The 20,490-nt window shown below is 71.1% G+C and carries 21 protein-coding genes and 1 pseudogene; 13 read left to right on the top strand and 9 right to left on the bottom strand.

The features are described 5' to 3' along the window. The first annotated feature begins 85 nt into the window (after nucleotides 1–85). Both J7I94_RS36005 and J7I94_RS36000 read left to right on the top strand, forming a co-directional pair. The gene (locus J7I94_RS36005; RefSeq protein ID WP_215174278.1) at nucleotides 86–781 is read left to right on the top strand and encodes a DUF1707 domain-containing protein; all 696 of its coding nucleotides are present in this window, start codon (nucleotides 86–88) and stop codon (nucleotides 779–781) included. 123 nt (nucleotides 782–904) lie between these two features. Then, nucleotides 905–1,282, top strand: a complete 378-nt coding sequence (locus J7I94_RS36000; RefSeq protein WP_215174277.1) for a WhiB family transcriptional regulator — start codon at nucleotides 905–907, stop codon at nucleotides 1,280–1,282. Between the two features lie 193 nt (nucleotides 1,283–1,475). Here the strand turns inward: J7I94_RS36000 and glpX are convergent, their stop codons facing one another. Further along, entirely contained in the window at nucleotides 1,476–2,510 is a 1,035-nt protein-coding gene (gene glpX, locus J7I94_RS35995) for a class II fructose-bisphosphatase (RefSeq protein WP_215174275.1), read from the bottom strand. Nucleotides 2,511–2,635: 125 nt separating this feature from the next. On the opposite strand from glpX, the gene J7I94_RS35990 reads away from it, so the two are divergent. Continuing rightward, complete coding sequence (locus J7I94_RS35990) at nucleotides 2,636–3,169, top strand: DUF4245 domain-containing protein (RefSeq protein WP_215174273.1); 534 nt, start codon at nucleotides 2,636–2,638, stop codon at nucleotides 3,167–3,169. An 89-nt stretch (nucleotides 3,170–3,258) separates the two neighbouring features. Here the strand turns inward: J7I94_RS35990 and J7I94_RS35985 are convergent, their stop codons facing one another. After that, nucleotides 3,259–3,849: a malonic semialdehyde reductase gene (locus tag J7I94_RS35985; protein WP_215174271.1), complete on the bottom strand. Its 591-nt coding sequence runs from the start codon at nucleotides 3,847–3,849 to the stop codon at nucleotides 3,259–3,261. Between the two features lie 225 nt (nucleotides 3,850–4,074). Between J7I94_RS35985 and J7I94_RS35980 the strand changes: the two genes are divergently transcribed. Further along, a complete protein-coding gene (locus J7I94_RS35980; RefSeq protein WP_215174269.1) occupies nucleotides 4,075–4,290 on the top strand; it encodes a DUF4287 domain-containing protein in 216 nt (71 codons plus the stop codon). A 334-nt stretch (nucleotides 4,291–4,624) separates the two neighbouring features. Here the strand turns inward: J7I94_RS35980 and J7I94_RS35975 are convergent, their stop codons facing one another. Further along, nucleotides 4,625–5,539 carry an NmrA/HSCARG family protein gene (locus tag J7I94_RS35975; RefSeq protein ID WP_215174267.1) on the bottom strand — a complete coding sequence of 305 codons (915 nt, stop codon included), beginning with the start codon at nucleotides 5,537–5,539 and terminating at the stop codon, nucleotides 4,625–4,627. A gap of 101 nt (nucleotides 5,540–5,640) precedes the next feature. Between J7I94_RS35975 and J7I94_RS35970 the strand changes: the two genes are divergently transcribed. Together J7I94_RS35970 and J7I94_RS35960 are read left to right on the top strand one after the other, a co-directional pair. Further along, nucleotides 5,641–6,273, top strand: coding sequence for a TetR/AcrR family transcriptional regulator (locus J7I94_RS35970; RefSeq protein WP_215174265.1), 633 nt, complete (start codon nucleotides 5,641–5,643; stop codon nucleotides 6,271–6,273). 289 nt (nucleotides 6,274–6,562) lie between these two features. Further along, nucleotides 6,563–7,166: pseudogene (locus J7I94_RS35960) on the top strand (DDE-type integrase/transposase/recombinase); the annotation flags it as partial. Here the strand turns inward: J7I94_RS35960 and J7I94_RS35955 are convergent. The 3 genes from J7I94_RS35955 to J7I94_RS35945 form a co-directional block, all read right to left on the bottom strand. Next, nucleotides 7,163–7,414, bottom strand: coding sequence for an exodeoxyribonuclease VII small subunit (locus J7I94_RS35955; RefSeq protein ID WP_215174263.1), 252 nt, complete (start codon nucleotides 7,412–7,414; stop codon nucleotides 7,163–7,165). The pseudogene J7I94_RS35960 and the gene J7I94_RS35955 overlap by 4 nt on opposite strands. 9 nt (nucleotides 7,415–7,423) lie before the next feature. Beyond that, nucleotides 7,424–8,632: an exodeoxyribonuclease VII large subunit gene (gene xseA / locus J7I94_RS35950; protein ID WP_215174261.1), complete on the bottom strand. Its 1,209-nt coding sequence runs from the start codon at nucleotides 8,630–8,632 to the stop codon at nucleotides 7,424–7,426. A gap of 134 nt (nucleotides 8,633–8,766) precedes the next feature. Beyond that, entirely contained in the window at nucleotides 8,767–10,128 is a 1,362-nt protein-coding gene (locus J7I94_RS35945) for an APC family permease (protein WP_215174259.1), read from the bottom strand. A gap of 92 nt (nucleotides 10,129–10,220) precedes the next feature. Here J7I94_RS35945 and J7I94_RS35940 point away from each other — a divergent pair, with 92 nt between their 5' ends. Beyond that, nucleotides 10,221–11,237 (top strand): 4-hydroxy-3-methylbut-2-enyl diphosphate reductase, encoded by a 1,017-nt coding sequence (locus tag J7I94_RS35940; RefSeq protein WP_215174257.1) that lies wholly within the window; start codon nucleotides 10,221–10,223, stop codon nucleotides 11,235–11,237. A gap of 29 nt (nucleotides 11,238–11,266) precedes the next feature. Then, nucleotides 11,267–12,025, top strand: coding sequence for a polyphosphate--glucose phosphotransferase (gene ppgK, locus J7I94_RS35935; protein WP_215174255.1), 759 nt, complete (start codon nucleotides 11,267–11,269; stop codon nucleotides 12,023–12,025). A 159-nt stretch (nucleotides 12,026–12,184) separates the two neighbouring features. Here the strand turns inward: ppgK and J7I94_RS35930 are convergent, their stop codons facing one another. After that, the gene (locus J7I94_RS35930) at nucleotides 12,185–12,907 is read right to left on the bottom strand and encodes a DUF6542 domain-containing protein (protein WP_215174253.1); all 723 of its coding nucleotides are present in this window, start codon (nucleotides 12,905–12,907) and stop codon (nucleotides 12,185–12,187) included. A 179-nt stretch (nucleotides 12,908–13,086) separates the two neighbouring features. Here J7I94_RS35930 and ychF point away from each other — a divergent pair, with 179 nt between their 5' ends. Next, nucleotides 13,087–14,175: a redox-regulated ATPase YchF gene (gene ychF / locus J7I94_RS35925; protein ID WP_215174251.1), complete on the top strand. Its 1,089-nt coding sequence runs from the start codon at nucleotides 13,087–13,089 to the stop codon at nucleotides 14,173–14,175. Between the two features lie 108 nt (nucleotides 14,176–14,283). Here the strand turns inward: ychF and J7I94_RS35920 are convergent, their stop codons facing one another. Together J7I94_RS35920 and J7I94_RS35915 are read right to left on the bottom strand one after the other, a co-directional pair. Beyond that, entirely contained in the window at nucleotides 14,284–15,402 is a 1,119-nt protein-coding gene (locus J7I94_RS35920) for a site-specific integrase (protein ID WP_215174249.1), read from the bottom strand. 24 nt (nucleotides 15,403–15,426) lie between these two features. Continuing rightward, on the bottom strand, nucleotides 15,427–15,927 hold the full coding sequence (locus tag J7I94_RS35915) for a helix-turn-helix transcriptional regulator (RefSeq protein ID WP_181802327.1): 501 nt from the start codon (nucleotides 15,925–15,927) through the stop codon (nucleotides 15,427–15,429). A 121-nt stretch (nucleotides 15,928–16,048) separates the two neighbouring features. On the opposite strand from J7I94_RS35915, the gene J7I94_RS35910 reads away from it, so the two are divergent. The 4 genes from J7I94_RS35910 to J7I94_RS35895 all read left to right on the top strand — a co-directional run. Then, a complete protein-coding gene (locus tag J7I94_RS35910; protein WP_215174247.1) occupies nucleotides 16,049–16,243 on the top strand; it encodes an AlpA family transcriptional regulator in 195 nt (64 codons plus the stop codon). A 484-nt stretch (nucleotides 16,244–16,727) separates the two neighbouring features. Further along, on the top strand, nucleotides 16,728–17,981 hold the full coding sequence (locus tag J7I94_RS35905) for a DUF3631 domain-containing protein (protein WP_215174245.1): 1,254 nt from the start codon (nucleotides 16,728–16,730) through the stop codon (nucleotides 17,979–17,981). 315 nt (nucleotides 17,982–18,296) lie between these two features. Further along, nucleotides 18,297–18,872 carry a MobC family plasmid mobilization relaxosome protein gene (locus J7I94_RS35900; protein WP_215174283.1) on the top strand — a complete coding sequence of 192 codons (576 nt, stop codon included), beginning with the start codon at nucleotides 18,297–18,299 and terminating at the stop codon, nucleotides 18,870–18,872. Further along, the coding region (locus J7I94_RS35895; protein ID WP_215174243.1) for a relaxase/mobilization nuclease domain-containing protein at nucleotides 18,862–20,490 on the top strand (1,629 nt) is incomplete at its 3' end. The genes J7I94_RS35900 and J7I94_RS35895, both read left to right, overlap by 11 nt.

Genomic DNA, 20,490 nt, shown 5'->3' with positions numbered 1-20,490 from the left:
CGGGAACGGCGAACTTGTGAGGTTGTCCTCAGTAAACGCGGGCAAGGGGTAGTCGCGATCTATCGCGTTTCGGTACGCTGCTGCCGTGGACCTTCAGAAGCACGCCCCGCAGCAGGACGTCCCGACCCCCGTCACCGAGCTGCGCGCCTCGGACGCCGACCGGGACCGCATCGCCGACATGCTCCGCGAGGCGCACGCCGAGGGGCGCCTCACCGCCGACGAGCACGCCGAGCGCGTCGAGGGCGTGCTGGCCGCCAAGACCGTGGGCGAGCTGGACGGGTTCGTACGGGACCTGCCCGCCGCCCACGAGCGGCGCGCGTCCGCCGCCGCTCCGTCGCGCCCGCCCGTGCCCGGCGTGCTACCCGCCGACCCCGACGACCGCGTCGTCGCGGTGTTCAGCGCCGCCGTCCGCAAGGGCCGCTGGCGGGCGGGCCGCCGTATCCACGCGTACTCCGTCTTCGGCAGCGTCGAGATAGACCTCGGCGAGGCGGTCTTCGAGTACCAGCAGGTGGTGGTCAAGGCGGTCTCGGTCTTCGGCAGCGTCGAGGTCCGTGTCCCGGAGAACGTGACGCTGCGCGGCGCGGGCGGCGCCGTACTCGGCAGCTTCGAGGTGGACACGGCCGACGCGACGGACCCCGAGGCCCCCGTGGTCCACGTGGACGGCTGGGCCGTGCTGGGCAGTGTCGAGGCCCGCCCGAAGCGGGGCAGCCGGGTGGTGGACATCCTCGACCGGGTGCAGCGCAAGGTCGACCGGCATGTGCGCAAGCATCTGGGGCACTGACGTTGCCCCTGCGAAGTCCGGGGGCGGATCCGGCGGTTCGGGACCCAGTGCATAGGCGCGCGTACAGCGGGTAAGGCTTGCTGCATCGTCTCTCGCTCGCGAAGCCGTCGTCAGGAGTAGACCGTGCTGCAACCGCCGCCTTCGTCCCTGCAGGTAGCCGCCGTTCCGGCCCAGCGGGTGCCGACGCGAGACCGGGACCAGGACGCCCCCTGGCACACCGAGGCGGTGTGCCGCCGCGACGAGGCGGGCCTGTTCTTCGCACCCTCCAAGGAACCGACCGCCGCCCGGCTCTCCCGCGAGGAGGCGGCCAAGCGCGTCTGCGCGCGCTGTCCCGTCATGGTCGAGTGCCGCGAGCACGCCTTGCTCCAGCCCGAGCCCTACGGCGTCTGGGGCGGCCTCACCGCCGCCGAACGCCGCGTGGTCCTGGCCCGCAGGCGCCGCCGCGACCTGGAACTGAAGAAAGCGGCCCGCACGACGGGCCAGATAGCGGCGGCCGGCTGACCCGGATACGCGAGGAAGGGCACCCTCTCCGCACAGAGGGTGCCCTTGTCACGCGGAGGGCGAGGATGTCCTTGGGGCGCGGGCTGTGACACGTGCGGCTCCGCCGCGCGGGCGCGAGCAACCACACTCGACCCGCACTCGCGCCACCCGGCAGAACTCCCGTGCTCCTAGGCGCCCCGTCCCACCGGCGGAGTCACTTCGCCTGGTCGAAATTGACCGCGCTGTACGCCCGCAACTTGCTCAGCCGGTGCTCGGAGTCGATCCGCCGCACCGTCCCCGACTTCGACCGCATCACGATCGAGTCCGTCGTGGCAGTCTCCGACCGGTACCGGACCCCCCGCAGCAACTCGCCGTCCGTGATGCCGGTGGCGACGAAGAAGACGTTCTCGCCGGTGACGAGGTCCTCGGTGGTCAGCACCCGGTCCAGATCGTGCCCCGCGTCCAGCGCCCGCTGCCGCTCCGCGTCGTCCTTCGGCCACAGCTTGCCCTGGATCGTGCCGCCCAGGCACTTCACCGCGCAGGCCGAGATGATGCCCTCGGGGGTGCCGCCGATGCCGAGCAGCAGGTCGATGCCGGTGCCCTCGCGCAGCGCCAGGATGGAGCCGGCCACATCGCCGTCGGAGATCAGCTTGATGCGCGCGCCGGTCTCCCGGACCTGCTGGATGAGGCCCTTGTGCCGGGGCCGGTCCAGGATGACGACCGTGACGTCCTCGGGCGTGACCCGCTTGGCCTTGGCGACCCGGCGGATGTTCACGGAGACCGGTGCGTTGATGTCGACGAAGTCGGCGGCCTCGGGCCCGGTGACCAGCTTGTCCATGTAGAAGACGGCCGACGGGTCGAACATGGAACCCCGCTCGGCGGCGGCCAGCACGGCGATCGCGTTGGTCATGCCGTTCGCGGTCAGGGTGGTGCCGTCGATCGGGTCGACCGCGATGTCGACCTCGGCGCCGGTGCCGTCGCCGACCCGCTCCCCGTTGAAGAGCATCGGGGCCTCGTCCTTCTCCCCTTCGCCGATGACGACGACGCCGTTCATCGACACGGTCTGGACGAGGGTCCGCATGGCGCGCACCGCGGCACCGTCGGCGCCGTTCTTGTCGCCGCGCCCGACCCAGCGGCCCGCGGCCATCGCCGCCGCCTCGGTCACGCGGACCAGTTCCATCGCGAGGTTGCGGTCGGGAGCCTCGGCGGGCACGTCCAGTTCGGAGGGAAGATGATGATGTTCGGTCATCGAAACGCACCTTTCTGTACGACGACGGCCGGATGAGGGTATGACCATGACTGTATCGCCAGTCTGTCTGAATGAGCAGGGGACCCCACGGATGAGCGCCCCGGGTACCTGCGACGATAGGGGGCGTGGCAGGTAGAAACGGCAAGCAGAAGACCGCGCGGAACATGATCTACTCGCTGGGCGTGACCGTCCTGGCCGGGCTGGTCATGTGGGCCTTCGTCCCGCACGACGACAAGGAGCCCGACCTCCAGCGGGTCGACTACCGGGTGGAGCTGCTCACCGCCCGCCGTGCCGCGCCGTACCCGGTGGCCGCGCCCGTGGGGCTGCCCGAGGAGTGGAAGGCGACCTCGGTCCGCTACCAGGGCACCGAGTCCGACACCTGGCACCTGGGCTTCCACATCCCGGACGGCCAGTACGTACAGGTCGAGCAGTCGACGGGGAAGGTGTCCGCCTTCATCGAGGAGGCGAGCCAGGGCGCGACGGCGACCGACGTCACCGAGGAGATCGACGGGCGGTCCTGGACGCGCTACACGGGCGGCCGGTACAAGGCCCTGGTGCTGAAGGACACGGAGGGCGTCAAGGGCGCGACGACGGTCGTGGCCGGCACCGGCTCCTTCGGCCAGCTGACGAAGATGGCGGCGGCGCTGAAGATGTCCTGACGCTGAACGGCAGGATGTCCTGAACGGGCGTGGCCCCGGGAACCCGATCGGGTTCCCGGGGCCACGCCCGTTCCTGCTCGGACGGTTGCTCAGACGGTGGTGACGACCTCGTCGTACGCCAGCCGCGGGGAGCGCGGGTACCAGGCGTCGGGGCCCGGCTTGCCGATGTTGACGATCATCAGCGGGGTGTGGTCGTCGTCCAGGAACTCCTTGCGGACGCCCTCGAAGTCGAAGCCGGTCATCGGACCGGCGGCCAGGCCCGCGGCGCGGACGCCGACGATGAAGTACCCGGCCTGGAGGGCGGCGTTGAGCGCGGCGGCGTTCTCGCGGGCGGCGCGCTCGGAGAAGAAGGCGTCCTTGGCCTGCGGGAAGTGCGGGAACAGGGTCGGCAGTTCCTCGTGGAACTCGTTGTCCGCGGACAGGATGGCGACCAGCGGGGCGGACGCGGTCTTGGCGGCGTTGCCCTCGGACATGTGCTGCACCAGGCGCTCGCGAGCCTCGGGGGAGCGGACCAGGGTGACCCGCAGCGGGGACTGGTTGAAGGCGGTCGGACCGAACTTGACCAGGTCGTAGATCGCCTGCACCTGCTCCTCGGTCACCGGCTCGTCGGTGAAGGTGTTCGCGGTGCGGGCCTCGCGGAACAGCAGGTCCTGGGCGGCGGGGTCAAGAACGAGAGACATACGTGATCTTCCTCGAAGTGCGGATCCGTTGACTCCGACGACGGTACGCCAGGGAAGTTCAATGTTCAACCAATGCGGGAATCGAGTGTTCCGCCTCACATGGCCCACCGGAGTGGCAGTGAGGTGGATCACAGCTATTCGTCGAACAGTTCCAGCGACGGCAGGGGTCATGACTATGACCACGGACACCCCGCCACCCGACCGAGCAGATGGGACCACGCCGAGATGACCACCGACGCCGTGAAGGGCCCCGCCAGTTACTTCCCGTCGATCGAGAAGAAGTACGGCCGTCCGATCGCGGAGTGGAAGGAGCTGATCCGCTCCTCCCCCCTGGCCCGGCACATGGAGCTCGTCGCCTGGCTGAAGACCGAGCACGGGCTCGGCCACGGCCACGCCAACGCCCTGGTCGCGCACACGCTGGCCGAGGGCAGCGGAAAGTAGGCGGCGGGGGAGGGGGTCGCCGGCACGGGGCGTGGGCCGGGGAGGCCGAGGAGCGAATACGTGACCATTGATTTCCCGCCCATGAGCCGGAGCGCGTTGGTTGTCATGCAGGCATGCTCGCTGTCACCGTTGGTTTCGGTCAGGCAGTGGTTGCGGTAGACGAATCGTGGTCGGCCGTCACCCTCTCCGGAGTGAAGAACGGCAGGCCGGCCAACGGGTGCCCGGCGAATTCGGCAACCATCGCGGTGGGGATGCCGGGGCAGGGCCACTCCAACCTCTCGCCCCAGTCCCCGCCCCGGCGGGCGCTGCCGAGCGTCACAGCGCCGGACACCCCCTAGCCGGACACGGGTGTCAGCTGCTCATCCGCCCACTCGGCGAAGGTGGTGACCGGGATGCCCAGCTCCCGGGCGAACTCGGGCCGGGCGGGCTGGAGGACCGCGTTGTTCCACTCGTGTCCGGCTCCCCACGTCGGCATGCCCGCGTCGAGGGCCTCTTCCAGGCTCATGGAGGGTGCGGTCACGGGCACGCCCCAGGCGGCGGACAAGGTCTGCGCGATCTGCTCCATCGTGCGCAGGTCACCGGCCAGTTCCAGTTCCACCTGGTGGAACCGGTCAGGGTCTCGAAGGGCGTGCGTCGCGGCCGTGCCGATGTCCCGCACGGCCACCAGGGCCAGTTCGGTCTCCGGCTGCAGTACCGTCAGCAGTCCGCCGCGCGGCCCCTTGGGTGCCAGCAGGGGCAGGTTCTCCATGAAGAAGGCGGGCTTGATCACCGTCCAGCGGGCAAAACCCGCACCCCGCACCGCCTCCATGATCGCCTGCTTGGTACGGAAGTAGTCCGCCATCGCCGCCCAGCGGCCCTCGGCCCAGCCGGCGACCCGGGTGTGCTCACCGACTCCACTGGTCGAGGACTGCACGAACTGCCGTACTCCCGCAGCCTTCGCCGCGTCCACCAGGTTGGTGGCCTGGGCGAGCTCGCCCGCGAAGTCCACGCTGGTCTCGGTCATGGGCGGCGCCTGCACCGAGAACACCGCGCGGACCCCCTCGACCGCCGGGCCGAGGGAGGACCGGTCGGAGAGATCCGCCCGCACCAGCTCGGCGCCCAGCGCCTCGATCGCCCGTGCGGACTTCGACCGCGGATCGCGTACGAGTGCACGTACGGGCACCTCGGCGGCCAGGAGGGCGCGGGCCGTGGCCCCGCCTTGCTGGCCGGTGGCTCCGGTGACCAGGACGGTATCGCTGTTGATGGGCATGGTTGCTGCTCCTCACGGACCGGAGAAAGAAAACGGCGGGGCCCGCCGCTTTGCCTGCCGGTAAGATATGGCGGGGCCCGCCGTTTAGCAATGGGGAGATCATGACCGGTCAGCGCTCGGACGCCCGACGCAACTACCAGCGCATCCTCGCTGTCGCCAAAGCCGAGGTCGCCGCGCACGGCGCCGAGGCATCCCAGGAGCGGATCGCCCGCACCGCAGGCGTCGGTTCGGCGACCGTGCGCCGTCACTTCCCCACCCGCCGTGCCCTGCTCGAAGCCGTTTTCCAGGAGCGCATCGAGGACCTGTGCGAGCGCGCCCACCGGCTGAGTGCGACCGAGGACGGCCGCACTGCCCTCCTGGAGTGGCTCCACGCCCTCGTCCTCTACGCCGTCTCAGCCCGCGGATTCGCCAACACCCTCAGCTACGAGCCTCCCGCCGAGGAACCCTCCCCGCACTCCTGTGGCGACAGAATCGCAGCGGCCGGAACTCCCCTGCTCCAGCGGGCCGTTCGCGACAAGGCGGTCGCACCGCACGTCACCTTTCACGACCTGCTGACCCTCGCCGTCGGCATCGCCCTGGCCACCGAGCACCACAAGGACCCCGAGACCCAGGCCGGCCGCCTCTTCCGCCTTGCTGTGGAAGGGCTCAGCCCTGAGCACGGCATCGCTGGGGTGTCCGGGAACTCAGGATCTTCGGTACGGGTGACAGGGAGTCTGCCGAACGAGCGGCTGTGACAAGTGGGCAGGCTTGTTGTCACTGGCGGGCCCGCAGGCCGTCCGAGCCGTTCCCGGTTGCTGAGGACTGTGTCTCGGAGGGCGTGGCGGTGAGGCTGCCGAGGAGCCGGATCCGTTCTTCGGTGGGGGACCCGGCGGCGCTGGTGCAGGCGAACATTCCAGCCGGGGTGGTCGGGCAGGTTCACGGCCTCGTGGACGAAATCGAGGTGGCCGACGTCGGGGTGGCGGATCTGCTTGGTGCCGCTGTCGAGGAGGCGGACGTCGTGGGCCGACCAGCGGCTGCTGAAGGCGTTGCCACGAGCGAGCCCGGCCCGGGGAACTGGTCCCCATCGACGTCAAGAAACTCGGCCGCATCCCCGACGGCGGCGGCCACAAGGTTCTAGGCCGGGCGGCCGGCAGCCGAACAAGGACCGCCGCGACGGCGCCGGATACGCCTACCTGCACACCGCCCTGGTACCTGCACACCGCCCTGGACGACCACACCCGCCTCGCCCACACCGAAGACCTCCCCGACGAGAGGGCCGCCACCTGCGCCGGCTTCCTCACCCGGGCAGCCGCCTGGTTCGCCGCACGCGGCATCACGATCGAACGGGTCCTCACCGACAACGCCTGGGCCTACACCAAGAACACCTGGCGCCAGAGCTGCCAGGACCTGGGCATCAGCCCCCGCTGGACGAGGCCCTGGCGGCCGCGGACAAACGGAAAGGCCGAACGCTCCCACCGCACCCTGCTCGAGGTGCAGGGCCTACCAGCGGCCCTACACCTCAGACCGCGGACGCCAAGCCGCGTTTCCCGACTGGCTGGACCGGTACAACTACCACCGACCCCACACCGGCATCGGCGGTCACCCACCAGCCAGCCGCGTCACCGACCCGCCCGAACAACACACCTAGGCGGCGTCCTCCGGGTCCTCGGACCCCGCCTCCTCGGCCAGGGCCGCGTCCAGCCGGGCGCGGGCCCCGTCCAGCCGGCGGCGGCAGGCCTTCGCCAGCTCCTCGCCCCGCTCCCACAGGGCCAGGGACTCCTCCAGCGTCGTACCGCCCGCCTCCAGGCGCCGTACGACCTCGATCAGCTCGTCCCGGGCCTGCTCGTAGCCGAGCGCCTCGGTACGGGCCGCCGTCTGTTCCACCTCGCTGCTCATCCACTCACCCTATGCGTCGACGCGTACGGAGAAATCGCCCTCGGAGACCCGCGCGCGCAGCGTCTCGCCGGCCGCCACCTCGGCGGGGTCCCGGACCGCCTGGCCGTCGGCCCGCTGCAGCACCGCGTACCCCCGCTTGAGGGTCGCGGCGGGGGAGAGGGCCACCACGCGCGCGTGCGTGTGCGTCAGCTCCGAGTCGGCGCGGTCCAGGTGGTGGCGCAGGGTGCGCCGGCCCCGCTCCAGCAGGGCCGTCACCTGCTCCGCGCGCTCGTCGATCATGCGGTGCGGGTCCTGTATCGACGGCCGGGCCAGCGCGTGCGCCAGCCCCCGCTCCTCGCGGTCGACGAACGCCGCCACACAGCGCCGCGCCCGGTCCCGCAGCAGCCGTACCCGCTCGTACTCCTCCCCGACGTCCGGCACCACCTTCTTGGCGGCGTCGGTCGGCGTGGAGGCGCGCAGGTCGGCCACGTGGTCCAGGAGCGGGTTGTCCGGCTCGTGCCCGATGGCGGAGACCACCGGCGTACGGCACTCGGCGACCACGCGTACCAGTTGCTCGTCGGAGAACGGCAGCAGGTCCTCCACGCTGCCGCCGCCGCGCGCCACGACGATCACGTCCACGTCGTCCATCGCGTCCAGCTCCTGCACGGCCTGGACGACCTGCGGCACCGCGTGCACGCCCTGCACGGCGACGTTGCGCACCTCGAAGCGGACGGCGGGCCAGCGGTGCCGGGCGTTCTCCAGCACGTCCCGCTCGGCGGCCGAGGCACGCCCGCACACCAGGCCGACGAGGTGCGGCAGGAACGGCAGCGGTTTCTTGCGCTCCGGAGCGAACAGCCCCTCGCGCGCCAGTGTCTTCTTGAGCTGTTCGAGCCGCGCCAGCAGCTCGCCCACCCCCACCGGCTTGATCTCGGCGGCCCGCAGCGACAGCTGCCCGCGCGGCGCGTACCACTCGGGTTTGGCGCGGACCACCACGCGGGCGCCCTCGCCGATCACGTCGGCGACCGCGTCGAAGACCTGCCGGTAGCAGGTGACGCTCACCGAGATGTCGTGCGAGGGATCGCGCAGGGTCAGGAACACCACCCCCGCGCCCGGCCGCCGAGACAACTGGGTGATCTGTCCCTCGACCCAGATCGCGCCGAGCCGGTCGATCCAGCTTCCGATGAGCCGCGACACCTCACCCACGGGCAGTGGGGACTCCGGACTCGTGTTCACAGCCATGCGGCGAGCGTAACGGGACCCACTGACACGCCGGGGCCGCGGAAGGCCCCCGAGGCGCGCGGGACTGTGTGACAGACGCGGCTGCGCCGCGTGGGCGCCGCCGGCCACGAACCACCCGCAGCCGCCGGCCGCGGTCACCCGACCCGGTTCCGCTGCGCCACCAGCACCACCAGCCCGATCACCAGCCAGACCGCCCCCACCGCCTGCGCCGTCCCCGACGCCTCCACGATCACCGCCACCGTGATCGCCGCGCCGACGACCGGCACCAGCACATGCCGCCACCAGCTCACCGGGCCACCCCGGCGGCGCACCGCGAACCAGCCCACCACGCTCGCGTGCAGCAGCGTGAACGCGGACAGCGCGCCGAGGTTGACCACCGTCGTCAGATGGTCGAGGCCGTCGTCCCGCCGGGCCGCCCACACCGCCGCGACCAGCGTGATCACCGCCGCCACCAGCAGGGCCACGCGCGGCACACCGGAGTACGTGCGGGACAGCACCCCCGGCAGCCGCCGGTCCCGGCCCATCGCGAACAGCAGCCGCCCGGCCGCCGCCTGCCCGGCCAGCGCCGCGAACGCCGCGCCGATCGCCTTGCTCACCGCCACCAGATCGTGCAGCCACGTCCCCACCGACGCGTCGACCGTGTCGTAGAACGCCGAGCCCTGCCCGCCCGGCCCGGCCGCCAGCTCCGCCGACGACATCGGCGCCAGCAGCCCCGCCAGATACGTCTGCGCCACGAACAGCACTCCGGCCAGCGCCAGGCAGAACAGCAGCGCCCGCGCCACCTTCGCCGACCCGCCGGTCACCTCCTCCGCGAACGTCGCGATGGCGTCGAAGCCCAGGTACGACAGCACCGCCACCGACACCGCCCCGACCACCGCCGACAGCGCGAACGCCCCCTGCGTCCCGTCCCCCGACAGCGGCGACAGCCAGCCCCGCTCCGCCCCGTCCCGTACCAGCACCACGACCGCCGCCACCACGAACACCAGCAGCACCACGATCTCCATCACCAGCACCGCGAACCCCACCCGGGCCGCCGCCCGCACCCCCCACAGGTTCAGCAGCGTGGTGACGAGGACGGCCAGCGCCGTCCACACCCAGCGCGACACCTCCGGGACCAGCTCGTTCATCGCGATGCCGGAGAACAGGTAGGCCACCGCCGGGATGAGGACGTAGTCCAGCATCGCCATCCAGCCGGCCACGAACCCGGCCCCCTTGCCGAGCCCCGCCCGCGCGTACGCGAACACCGACCCCGCCTGCGGCACCACCCGCACCATCTGCGCGTAGCTGAACGCGGTGAACGCCATCGCGACCGTGGCCACGAGGTACACCAGCGCCACCGCGCCGTGCGACTTGGCGTCCAGCGTGCCGAAGACACCGACGGGCGCCATCGGCGCGATGAACAGCAGCCCGTAGACCACCAGGTCGCGGAAGCCCAGCGTGCGCCGCAGCTCCCGCCGTTCCCCGGCCCCCGGGGCCGTCGTACCGCTCTCGGACATCGCGCCTCCGCCCCTGCTCGTACACCGTCTCGCCAGTCTCTCCGCCGATACGCCCCCCACGCGATCTCCGACCCGCCGAACGCGCCCGTACGATGGACCGCATGACTGCTTCGCCTGGCCGCCGTGTCCTGCTCGCCGCCCCCCGTGGCTACTGCGCGGGTGTGGACCGCGCCGTGATCGCCGTCGAGAAAGCGCTGGAACAGTACGGCGCTCCCGTCTACGTCCGGCACGAGATCGTCCACAACAAGTACGTCGTGCAGACCCTGGAGAAGAAGGGCGCCGTCTTCGTCGAGCGCACGGAGGAGGTCCCGCCGGGCAACATCGTCATGTTCTCGGCGCACGGCGTGGCCCCGGTCGTCCACGAGGAGGCCGAGCGCGGAAGGCTCGCCACCATCGACGCGACCTGCCCCCTGGTCACCAAGGTCCACAAGGAAGCGGTCCGCTTCGCCAAGGACGACTACGACATCCTCCTGATCGGCCACGAGGGCCACGAGGAGGTCATCGGCACCTCCGGCGAGGCACCCGAGCACATCCAGCTCGTCGACGGCCCCGGCGACGTCGCGAAGGTCGAGGTCCGGGACGAGTCCAAGGTGGTCTGGCTCTCCCAGACCACGCTCTCCGTCGACGAGACCATGGAGACCGTCGACGCGCTGAAGGAGAAGTTTCCCCAGCTCATCTCCCCGCCCAGCGACGACATCTGCTACGCCACGCAGAACCGTCAGCTCGCGGTGAAGCAGATGGGCGCCGAGGCCGATCTCGTCATCGTCGTCGGCTCCCGCAACTCCTCGAACTCCAAGCGGCTGGTCGAGGTCGCCAAGCAGGCCGGTGCCCGCGACGCGTACCTGGTCGACTTCGCCGACGAGATCGACGAGACCTGGCTGGAGGGCGTGACCACGGTCGGCGTCACCTCCGGCGCCTCCGTCCCGGAGATCCTGGTCGAGCAGGTACTGGAGTACCTCTCCGCGCGCGGCTACGCGGACGTGGAGATCGTCAAGGCGGCCGAGGAGTCCATCACCTTCTCCCTCCCCAAGGAACTGCGCCGGGACCTGCGCGAGGAGGCGGCGGCGCTGGTCGCGGAGCGCGGCGGTTCGGGTACCTCGGGGGAGTGACTGTCAGTCGCAGGCCGTAACGTGGTGCCATGCAGATCTTCGGCGTGGACATCGGCGGCTCGGGCATCAAGGGCGCCCCTGTGGACCTCGACAGGGGCGACCTGGCCCAGGAGCGCTGCAAGGTGCTCACCCCGCACCCGGCGACGCCGGACGGGGTGGCCGACGGGGTACGGGAAGTCGTCGAGCACTTCGGCTGGACCGGCCCGGTCGGGCTGACCTTCCCGGGCGTGGTCACCGGGGGCGCCACCGTCCGTACGGCGGCCAACGTCGACAAGAGCTGGGTCGACCGGGACGCGCGCGCGTTGTTCAGCGACCGCCTGGGCGGCCTGCCGGTGACCGTCGTCAACGACGCGGACGCGGCGGGCGTCGCCGAGATGCACTTCGGCGCCGGACGCGGCCGCACGGGCACGGTCGTCCTGCTCACCTTCGGCACCGGCATCGGCAGCGCCGTCTTCGCCGACGGCGTCCTCGTCCCCAACACCGAGCTGGGCCACCTGGAGCTGGACGGCCACGAGGCCGAGAAGCGGGCCTCCAGCAAGGTCAAGGAGGACCACGACATGTCCTGGGAGCACTGGGGGCACCGGGTGCAGAAGTACCTGGCGCACGTCGAGATGCTGTTCTCCCCGGAACTGTTCATCATCGGCGGCGGGGTCAGCCGCAAGGCGCACAAGTTCCTGCCCTACCTCGACGGCATCCGTGCGGAGATCGTCCCGGCCGAGTTGCAGAACAACGCGGGGATCGTCGGCGCGGCGATGCGAGCGGCGGAGGGGCAGCCGACCGCGGGCTGAGCCGCGCGGGGGCTGCCGGGAGGCGGTCGAGGACGGCCGGACGGCGGGGACGGCGGGGACGGCGGGGCGGTGGCTGCCGGGAGGCCGTCGCGAACGGCCGGACGGCGGGGCGGGGTGGCTCGGCGGGGTGGGGGCGTGGCGGCTGCGCGGCGGGGTGGCTCAGCCCGCGGCCGGTACGCGGCCGCCCCGGGCGGCGACCCGGCGCCGCACCAGCCGGATCCGGCGCACGATCACGATCGATCCGGCGATCAGGGTCCCGCCGTACAGCCACCCGGCCTCCGTGGCCAGCGCGGTCACGAACCCGGTCAGCGCGCCGGTGAAGCCGTCACCGCCGTCCGCCACGGTGGTCAGCCCCACGGCGAAGGCGATCGGCACCACGATCGGCGCGGTCAGCAGATCGACCTGGCGCACCCAGCAGGCGGTCAGCACGCAGGCCGGCAGGAACAGCACGCCGTACACCGTCCGCGACGCCCCGAACAGCACCAGGTCGACGAACCCGAACACGAGCATCACCGCCGCGCAGAACAGACCGCCGCCCAGCCCGGTCAGCCGGGGGTCGGGCAGCAGACGGGCGGCCCGGAGCGCGGCCGGCCAGGGCGGCCGCGCCGGCGCGGGTCCGCGCGCGGCGGCCCCGGGGGGCCGCCGGCCCCCCGGCCCCGGCACCCGCGCGGGACCCCGCGCCGGCCCGCCCCGTACGTCCCCCGCGCCGCGGTCGTCCACCGGTCCGCCGCGGTCGTCCACCGGTCCGCCGCGGTCGTCCACCGGTCCGCCGACGGCCCCGCGCGCCGTCGGCAGGCCCCGCTCTCCCCGGCCCTGCGGGGGCAGCGGCGGCCGGCCGCCTCGCGGTCCGTTGTGCGCAGGTCGCGTCCTGTGTTGCTCCACTGGTCCAACTTAGGTCGGTTAATGTGCGGAATCGGCTATCGGACACGCCGAGAGCCGGGCCTGGCCACGCGTTCGACTGCCCGCCTGATCCGTACCCCACACCCCGTAGACTGGTGGATCGGCCCCGCCCGGGCCGCCCCGCTCCCACCGCATCCTCCTCACGTACGGGAAGTCGCAACGTGTCGCTCACGATCGGAATCGTCGGTCTGCCGAATGTCGGCAAGTCGACCCTGTTCAACGCCCTGACCAAGAACGACGTGCTGGCGGCCAACTACCCGTTCGCCACGATCGAGCCCAACGTCGGCGTCGTGGGCGTCCCCGACCCCCGTCTGACGAAGCTGGCCGAGATCTTCTCCTCGGATAAGGTCCTCCCGGCCACCGTCGACTTCGTCGACATCGCGGGCATCGTGCGGGGCGCCAGCGAGGGCGAGGGCCTGGGCAACAAGTTCCTCGCGAACATCCGCGAGTCCGACGCGATCTGCCAGGTCATCCGCGCCTTCAAGGACGAGAACGTCGTCCACGTCGACGGCAAGGTCTCGCCCAAGGACGACATCGAGACGATCAACACCGAGCTGATCCTCGCCGACCTCCAGACCATCGAGAAGGTCCTGCCGCGCCTCCAAAAGGAGTCGCGCATCAAGAAGGACATCGCTCCCAAGGTCAAGGCCGTCGAGGAGGCCAAGGAGATCCTGGAGAAGGGCGACACCCTCTTCGCCCACGGCATCGTCCAGAACACCGAGCGCGCCGAACTCCTCCATGACCTGCACCTCCTCACCACCAAGCCCTTCCTCTACGTCTTCAACGTCGACGAGGACGAGCTGACCGACGAGGACTTCAAGAACGACCAGCGCGCCCTGGTCGCCCCCGCCGAGGCGATCTTCCTCAACGCCAAGCTGGAGGCGGACCTCGCCGAGCTGGACGAGGACGAGGCCCTGGAACTCCTCCAGTCCGTCGGCCAGGAGGAACCCGGCCTCGCCACCCTCGCCCACGTCGGCTTCGACACCCTCGGCCTCCAGACCTACCTGACGGCCGGCCCCAAGGAATCCCGCGCCTGGACCATCAAGAAGGGCGCCACCGCCCCCGAGGCAGCCGGCGTCATCCACACCGACTTCCAGAAGGGCTTCATCAAGGCGGAGGTCATCTCCTTCGACGACCTGGTGGAGACGGGGTCGGTCGCGGAGGCGCGGGCGAAGGGGAAGGCGCGCATGGAGGGGAAGGATTATGTGATGCGGGACGGGGATGTGGTGGAGTTCCGCTTCAACGTCTAAAACGTCTGGCGAAAGGCCGTCTGACCTGCGGCGGAGCGGGTTGGGCGGCCTTTGCGGTCCGCACAGAGTCCGCAGCGCGCTGACTTCGGTCAGCGCGCGGGGGAGCGGTTACGCCGCTTCGTCGACCTGTAGCTGGGCATCGGCGGACTGGTCCGCGTACGCCTTGTCGACGGCGGCCCGGGTCCGCTCCTCGGAGTCGGGCCACAGGTGGGTGTAGATGTTCAGCGTCATGGCCGCATTGGTGTGGCCGAGGCGCTCGGAGACGGTCTTCACCGACTCGCCGTGCTTGATCAGCAGGCTGGCGTAGTGGTGCCGGAGGGCGTGGGGTCCGGTGCCCTTCGCTATGCCCGCCTTCGCGCAGGCGGGCCGCCAGGACCCGTCCATGAAGTGCGTGTAGACCACGGGTCCGCCCTGCGGCGCCGTGAAGATCCAGCCCTCGGGCCCATCGACGGGGAAGTCCCGCAGGTGGGCCTTTATCGCATCCACCGCCATGCGGGGGAGCGGGACCGTGCGGTGCGAGCGAGCAGTCTTGGGCGGGCAGACGTACACGCCGTGCTTGGCGGTCTGCTGTATCTGCTGCTCGACCGAGACGGTCGCGAGCAGCAGGTCCACGTGCCGGAGCTGGAGACCGAAGAGTTCGCCGGGGCGGAGCCCGGTCGCGGCGCCGAGCAGTACGAGGCCCTTGTACCGGGCGGGTATCTCCTCGGACAGCGTCCGCACCTGCTCGACGGCCAGGGGCACGATCTTCTTCCGGGGTACCGAGGGCAGTTTCGCCTCGGCGCACGGGTTGTGGGGGATCATCCGGTCACGGACAGCCGCCCGGAAGACGGCGTTGACCGTGTTGAAGACCGTCCGTGAGGTGCTGGCGGCCAGCCCGTGCGTGGTGGTGAGGCTGGTGACCCAGCTCTGTACGTCACCGGGCTTGATGGCGCCGAGTGCCCGCTTCTCCCAAGCCGGGTAGACGTAGCAGCGCAGGTGCTGGGCCACCGCCTTGGCCGTGGAAGGCCGGTGCGGCTGGATGGCCCGCCATTCCTCCGCGTACTCCTTGAAAGGCTTCTTCGCCGACCGTGGGTTGACGTACTGCCCGGTGACCAGGCTGGCCGTGACCTCGTCGATCCACCGCTGGGCGTCGATCTTGCGGTCGAAGTGGCGGGCGTGCTCCTTGCCGTCGAGGTCGCGGTAGCGAGCACGCCATTTACCGTTGGGGCGCTTCTGGATGTTGGCCAAGTGGCCTTTCCTTCGTGTCGGTTGTCAGTAGTGGCCGCCGTCCTCGATGTCGCCGCTGAGGGTGCGAGCGTCCCGCTCGTCGCCCATGAGGCGGAGGCACTGCTCGTGGATCGCCCGCGAGCTGTCGGGATGGGCCTTGATGTGGTCGGCGATGGCGACCACGGCGTGATGGAGGCGGTCGCGCGCGTCTCGGGCCTCGTAGAACGCCTCGACGGCCTCTTGGACGAGCCGTCGACTGTCGATGTCGAGCCCCTCCAGGGGCGGTGACATCAGCTCTTCGAGAGGAAGCTCGAAGACGCGGGAGAAGGCGAGGGCCTCGTCGAGGTTGATGCGCCGGCGGGGGGTGCCGTTCTCGATGCGCCAGACCGCCGTCTGGTTCATCTTGATGCCGGCTCTGGTCACCCGCTCAGCCAGCTCGGTCGTGCTCCATCCTCTGACTTCGCGCTCCAGGGCCACGCGCGCGGCCACGTTTCCCTCGCTGTAGAGCAGCGGCACCTCGCCGCCCTCGGGCCTGTCGCCTGCCATCGAACCTCCATCATCACCGTCGCTATCCCAATTGAAACATGGGCTTCCCGATTTGGGTAACCGCCGATCCTGGGGTACAACTTTATGCAGATCGAATCGTTGCCTAGCCGAATGGGAATGCATGCGATATCTGACCACCGCCGAGGTCGCCGAGCGCTACCGCACGGCCGAGAGCACAGTCCGCTACTGGCGCCACGTCCAGAAGGGGCCACGCGGCATCAAGGTCGGCAAGCGGGTGCTGTACCCCGAGGCCGAGCTGCTGCGCTACGAGCGCACGCTGATCGACGGCCAGGAGGAATGGGGCCTGGCCTCGTGAGCCACCGACAGGCCCAGACACAGCAACGGCCCCCGGCGCGCCACCGCCGAGGGCCGGAGATTCCCCTGCGCGTCGCCCATCCCTGAACGAACGAACCGGTGAGGGGCGGGACCTTGCCCGTCCCGTCCCTCACCTGAGAGGAACGTCTATGGAGGACCCTACGTCCCCCGCCACCTTGAACGCATCCGAGGTTGTCTGGCCCACCCCTGCGGTCCCCGGCCAGGGCATCCCCTGGCGCAACGGGGACCGAACGGAGTCACGGTCCCCTGCTTCGACGGGGGTTCCGGTCGGGGACCGAAACTCCGCCAACGCGGCACCTGTGCAGGTCAGCGCCTTGGGGACCGGTCCCGCCGAACCGGACACCGGGGACCGGACAGTGACTTCCGGTCCGCCGGTCCCCGAGCCCGGTCCCCGAATTCCGGGCGAGCACGGCGCTTTCCGAGCCGATGGTGAGAGCCACGGTCCCCACACATATGCGGGGACCGTGGTCCCCGACGACGGATCGGGGACCGGGGACCGCGCCGGTACGGGCGGCGAGACGGCCGACGAAGGAGCCGCGCTGCTGGATGACCTACGTGCGGCGATCGGCCGGTACGTGGTGCTGCCGAGCGAGGAGGCCCTGACCGCGGTCACCCTCTGGGTGGCGGCCTCCCACATCCAGCCTGCCCTCCAGCACGCGCCGCGCTTGGCGGTGGTGGGACCGACCAAGGGCTGCGGCAAGTCCCGTGTCCTGGACGTGCTCCACGAGACCGTGTCCCGGCCGATGATGACCGTGAACACCTCGCCGGCGGTGGTCTTCCGGATCATCGGCGAGGACCCGCCGACGCTGCTGGTGGACGAGGCCGACACCATCTTCGGCCCCAAGGCCGGCGACAAGGAGGACCTGCGTGGCCTGCTGAACGCCGGGCACCAGCGCAACCGGCCCGCCTGGCGGATCTCCGGCCCGGAACACAAGCCCACCGCGTTCCCGACCTTCGCCATGGCCGCGCTGGCAGGCATCGGCGACCTGCCGGACACGATCATGGACCGGGCGGTCGTGCTCCGCATGCAGAAGCGCAAGCCCGGCGAGAAGGTCGCTCCCTTCCGCTCCCGGAACTCCGTCCCCGAACTGAACGCGTTGCGTGACCGGCTGGCCGCGTGGCTGACCCCGCTGCGCGGGGCAGCGCACCGGCTGGTGCCACCGATGCCGGTCGAGGACCGGGCTGCCGATACCTGGGAGCCGCTGGTGATCGTCGCCGACCTGGCTGGCGGCCACTGGCCCGCGCAGGCCCGTGCCGCCTGCCTGGCGATGACCAGGAACGAAGTGGTTCAGGACGAGCAGACGACGCTGAAGACCCGGTTGCTCTGGGACATCCGACGAGTCTTCGGGCAGCAGGGCGACCAGGGGGCTCTGCGTAGCCAGGACCTGCTCGCCTCCCTCGTCCAGGACGCCGAGGCTCCCTGGGCCGAGTACGGGACGAAGGGCCTGAACGCCTACCACCTGGCCAACCTGCTGCGCGACTTCGGCATCAGCCCGGCCAACCACCGCTTCGAGAACGGCAGGCAGGCCAAGGCGTACGCCCGTAACCAGTTCCTCGACGCCTGGGCCCGCTACTGCCCCGACCCTGCCCAGCAGGCCCCCGCAGGCGGCGAGGCCGCGCTCGCACGTCGAGCCCAGGGCAAGCCACCGGCCCCTCCGTTCGAGACGCTGCCCATCGGCCCGCCCGGCGGGCCTGCCGGCCCCAGGCCCACTCGCTGACACCGACGCCGTATCAGTCCGTCGCATCCGTCCCCGCGCAGGTCAGCGCGGGGACGGAGTTCCTTGCCGACACGGATCACTCCGTACCTGCGACCGCCTCCGTACCTGTCCTGACCAGCTACGGGACGGATGCAACGGACGTGACGAAGCCCCACCCCACACGACTACCGGAGCACCACCATGCCCGAAACGAGCACCGACAACGCCCCCACCCGCCGCCGCAAGGGATTCTTCGGCCTGGCCCGCCGATCAGCAGCAAGCTGGAGCGAACGAGCCTCTAACGAGGCTTCGTCCGCGCTTACCCCCGCCCCAGGGGTGGCGGGGGAGAAGGCCGTGCGCCAGGGGGCGCCCGAGCCGGAGGAGGGTGTAGCCGAGACCGGCTGCCCACCTGCACCCGACTCCGTCGCCCCGAGCACTCAGCCGCCGACCGATATCCAGCCGCCCGCCGAGCAGCCCTCCTGGCGGGACCTCGACGCCCCCGTCCTGCCCGCACTGATGAACCGCAAGCGCACCGTGGAGAAGCGCGACCAGGAGAAGACCATCCGCTTCACGCGGACCGCGGTCCGCGTGATCAGCGCCGCCGCTCACCAGCGCGGTCAGAAGTTCGCCGGATTCGTCGGGGACGCCGCCCTGGCCGTCGCCCTCGGCAAGGCGGGGCTGGTCGGCTGCCCGGAGGACGACCCAGTCCGCCCGCTGATCGAGGCCGTCGAGGCGCACACGGTCGCGCTGAACCGCATCGGCGGCAACCTCAACCAGATCACCGCAGCCATCCACCGAGGAACGGTGCCCGAGCGTGCCGAGGCGGTGCTGGACCGCGTCGAGCAGGCGGCCGAGAGCGGCTACCGACTGATCGACCAGCTCATGGCGGAGGGTACCGCGCATGGTTCCTGACGTCTCTACCGGCTCCGACACCCGCGGACTGATCGTCTACCTCTTCGGCCCCGGCCGCCGCGACGAACACACCGACGCGCACATCGTCGCCGCCTGGGACATGGCCGGCGCCCCCGACCCCGGCCGCGACCCCGAGGCCACCTACACCCAGCTCGCCAAGCGCCTCGACACCCACGTCGACCTGCGCACCCGCGAGCGGGGCGGCAAGAAACCACCTCAGCACGTCTGGCACTGCCCGGTCCGCACCGCGCCCGGCGACCGCTACCTCACCGACACCGAGTGGGCCGAGGTCGCCCGCCGCATCGTGCACGCCACCGGCATCGCCCCCGAAGACGACGACAAGGCATGCCGGTGGATCGCAGTTCGCCACGCCGACGACCACATCCACCTCATGGCCACCACCGTCCGCGCCGACGGCCGCCGCCCGCGCACCCACCACGACGGACAGCGGGCCCAAGCCGAATGCCGCAAGATCGAGGCCGAGTTCGGCCTGCGCCGCCTGAAGTCCGGCGACCTCACCGCGCCCCGCACCCCCACCGGCGCCGAACGCGCCAAGGCCGAGCGCCAGCGCCAGACGGTCACGGCACGGCACTGGCTGCGCGAGCAGGCGTACGCGGTCGCTGCCGCCGTACAAACCGAAGCCGACTACTTCACCGTGCTGCAGTCCCTCGGCATCAAGGTCAAGACCCGCCTCGGCCCCGAGACCGGCGACTTCATCGGCTACAGCCTCGCCGCCCCCGGCGATACCAACGCGGCCGGCGAACCCGTCTGGTACGGCGGCTCGAAGCTCGCACCCGACCTCTCCATCAACCGCCTACGCGAACGCCTCCCCGATCAGAAGGTGGCCGACCACCCCCGCCATGTCGCGGACCCCGCCGCCCCATGGCGGCACACCACCACCGCCATACACGCGGCACGCACCGTCCTCGACTCCGATGACGATGCCGCCGCCCAGGGCCACCTGGCCGCCTTCGGCGATGCCCTGTACAACATCGCCAGCGCCACGACCGGTCCACAGCAGGCGGAACTACGAGCGGCGGCGATGGCGTTCAACCGCGCCCGTCGCTCCGCCACCCGCGCCGACCATCAAGCCGCCACCGCCCTATGCAAGGCCGCCAAGGAACTCGCCTACGCCTCCAACCAGCCGGGCGGACTCGCCATCGCCCTGCTCTTCGCCACCGTCCACCTGGCCCGCGCCGCCGCCAAGTGGCACGAGCAACGCGGCCACGAACAGCAGGCCGCTGCGGCCGAAGACGCCTTCCGCCACCTCCAGGCGGGCTACCAGCAGGCCGCCGGACCCGTCCTGGCGGACTTGGCCCGCCGCGCACCACGAGCCGCAACCGCCCGCCGCTTCGAACAGGACCTTCGTGCGGCCCTCCCCGACCACGCCGACCGAATCCTCGCCGACCCCACTTGGATCGCCCTGACCACGTCCCTCGCCCACGCCGAAACCGTCGGCCACAACCCCCGACGTCTCCTGATCGAGGTGAGCGCCCAACGAGAGCTCGACAGCGCGGAACGCCCCGCCGAGGTCCTCAACTGGCGCATCACCGCTCAGCCGAACCGGCGGACGCAAGCGGCTCGCAGTCGCAGCACCACTAGTGTCCTGCGCCGGAGA

This window comes from Streptomyces sp. ISL-12, from assembly GCF_018614415.1.
GTDB lineage: Bacteria > Actinomycetota > Actinomycetes > Streptomycetales > Streptomycetaceae > Streptomyces.
This window is presented reverse-complemented; position numbering and strand designations above follow the sequence as displayed.

Coding starts and splice junctions, on each gene's coding strand:
- glpX (WP_215174275.1), bottom strand. CDS start 2,510: ATGACCGAACATCATCATCTTCCCTCCGAACTGGACGTGCCCGCCGAG.
- J7I94_RS35985 (WP_215174271.1), bottom strand. CDS start 3,849: ATGTCTCTCGTTCTTGACCCCGCCGCCCAGGACCTGCTGTTCCGCGAG.
- J7I94_RS35980 (WP_215174269.1), top strand. CDS start 4,075: ATGACCACCGACGCCGTGAAGGGCCCCGCCAGTTACTTCCCGTCGATC.
- J7I94_RS35975 (WP_215174267.1), bottom strand. CDS start 5,539: ATGCCCATCAACAGCGATACCGTCCTGGTCACCGGAGCCACCGGCCAG.
- J7I94_RS35970 (WP_215174265.1), top strand. CDS start 5,641: ATGACCGGTCAGCGCTCGGACGCCCGACGCAACTACCAGCGCATCCTC.
- J7I94_RS35955 (WP_215174263.1), bottom strand. CDS start 7,414: ATGAGCAGCGAGGTGGAACAGACGGCGGCCCGTACCGAGGCGCTCGGC.
- xseA (WP_215174261.1), bottom strand. CDS start 8,632: ATGGCTGTGAACACGAGTCCGGAGTCCCCACTGCCCGTGGGTGAGGTG.
- J7I94_RS35945 (WP_215174259.1), bottom strand. CDS start 10,128: ATGTCCGAGAGCGGTACGACGGCCCCGGGGGCCGGGGAACGGCGGGAG.
- J7I94_RS35940 (WP_215174257.1), top strand. CDS start 10,221: ATGGACCGCATGACTGCTTCGCCTGGCCGCCGTGTCCTGCTCGCCGCC.
- ppgK (WP_215174255.1), top strand. CDS start 11,267: ATGCAGATCTTCGGCGTGGACATCGGCGGCTCGGGCATCAAGGGCGCC.
- J7I94_RS35915 (WP_181802327.1), bottom strand. CDS start 15,927: ATGGCAGGCGACAGGCCCGAGGGCGGCGAGGTGCCGCTGCTCTACAGC.
- J7I94_RS35910 (WP_215174247.1), top strand. CDS start 16,049: ATGCGATATCTGACCACCGCCGAGGTCGCCGAGCGCTACCGCACGGCC.